The organism is Paraburkholderia sp. SIMBA_054 (assembly GCF_046534875.1).
Taxonomy (GTDB): domain Bacteria; phylum Pseudomonadota; class Gammaproteobacteria; order Burkholderiales; family Burkholderiaceae; genus Paraburkholderia; species Paraburkholderia hospita.
The window spans coordinates 1-228 of sequence record NZ_JAWRXV010001917.1; the positions used below are offsets into that span (position 1 = coordinate 1).

1 protein-coding gene is annotated in these 228 nt (G+C 36.0%); it reads left to right on the plus strand.

Going from position 1 to position 228, the window contains the following annotated elements; genetic code table 11:
• On the plus strand, positions 1-228 hold a 228-nt coding region (locus SB822_RS61730), incomplete at both ends, for a terminase large subunit domain-containing protein (protein ID WP_410859756.1).

Here is a 228-nt window from a genome sequence, read left to right on the forward strand (position 1 = left end):
GTGAAACATTAGATGGACTTAACGTTCATGGAGCAATGATGGATGAAATACATGCTTGGAAAGATAAGAATCTCTACGATGTTATTGTGGATGGTACATCTTCAAGGGAACAACCTATGATATTTATGATTACAACAGCCGGAACTATTCGTGAGTCAGTCTATGATATGAAATATGAAGAAGCTGAAATGCTATTGAATGGATTTAATGATCCGGATGGCTATAAAG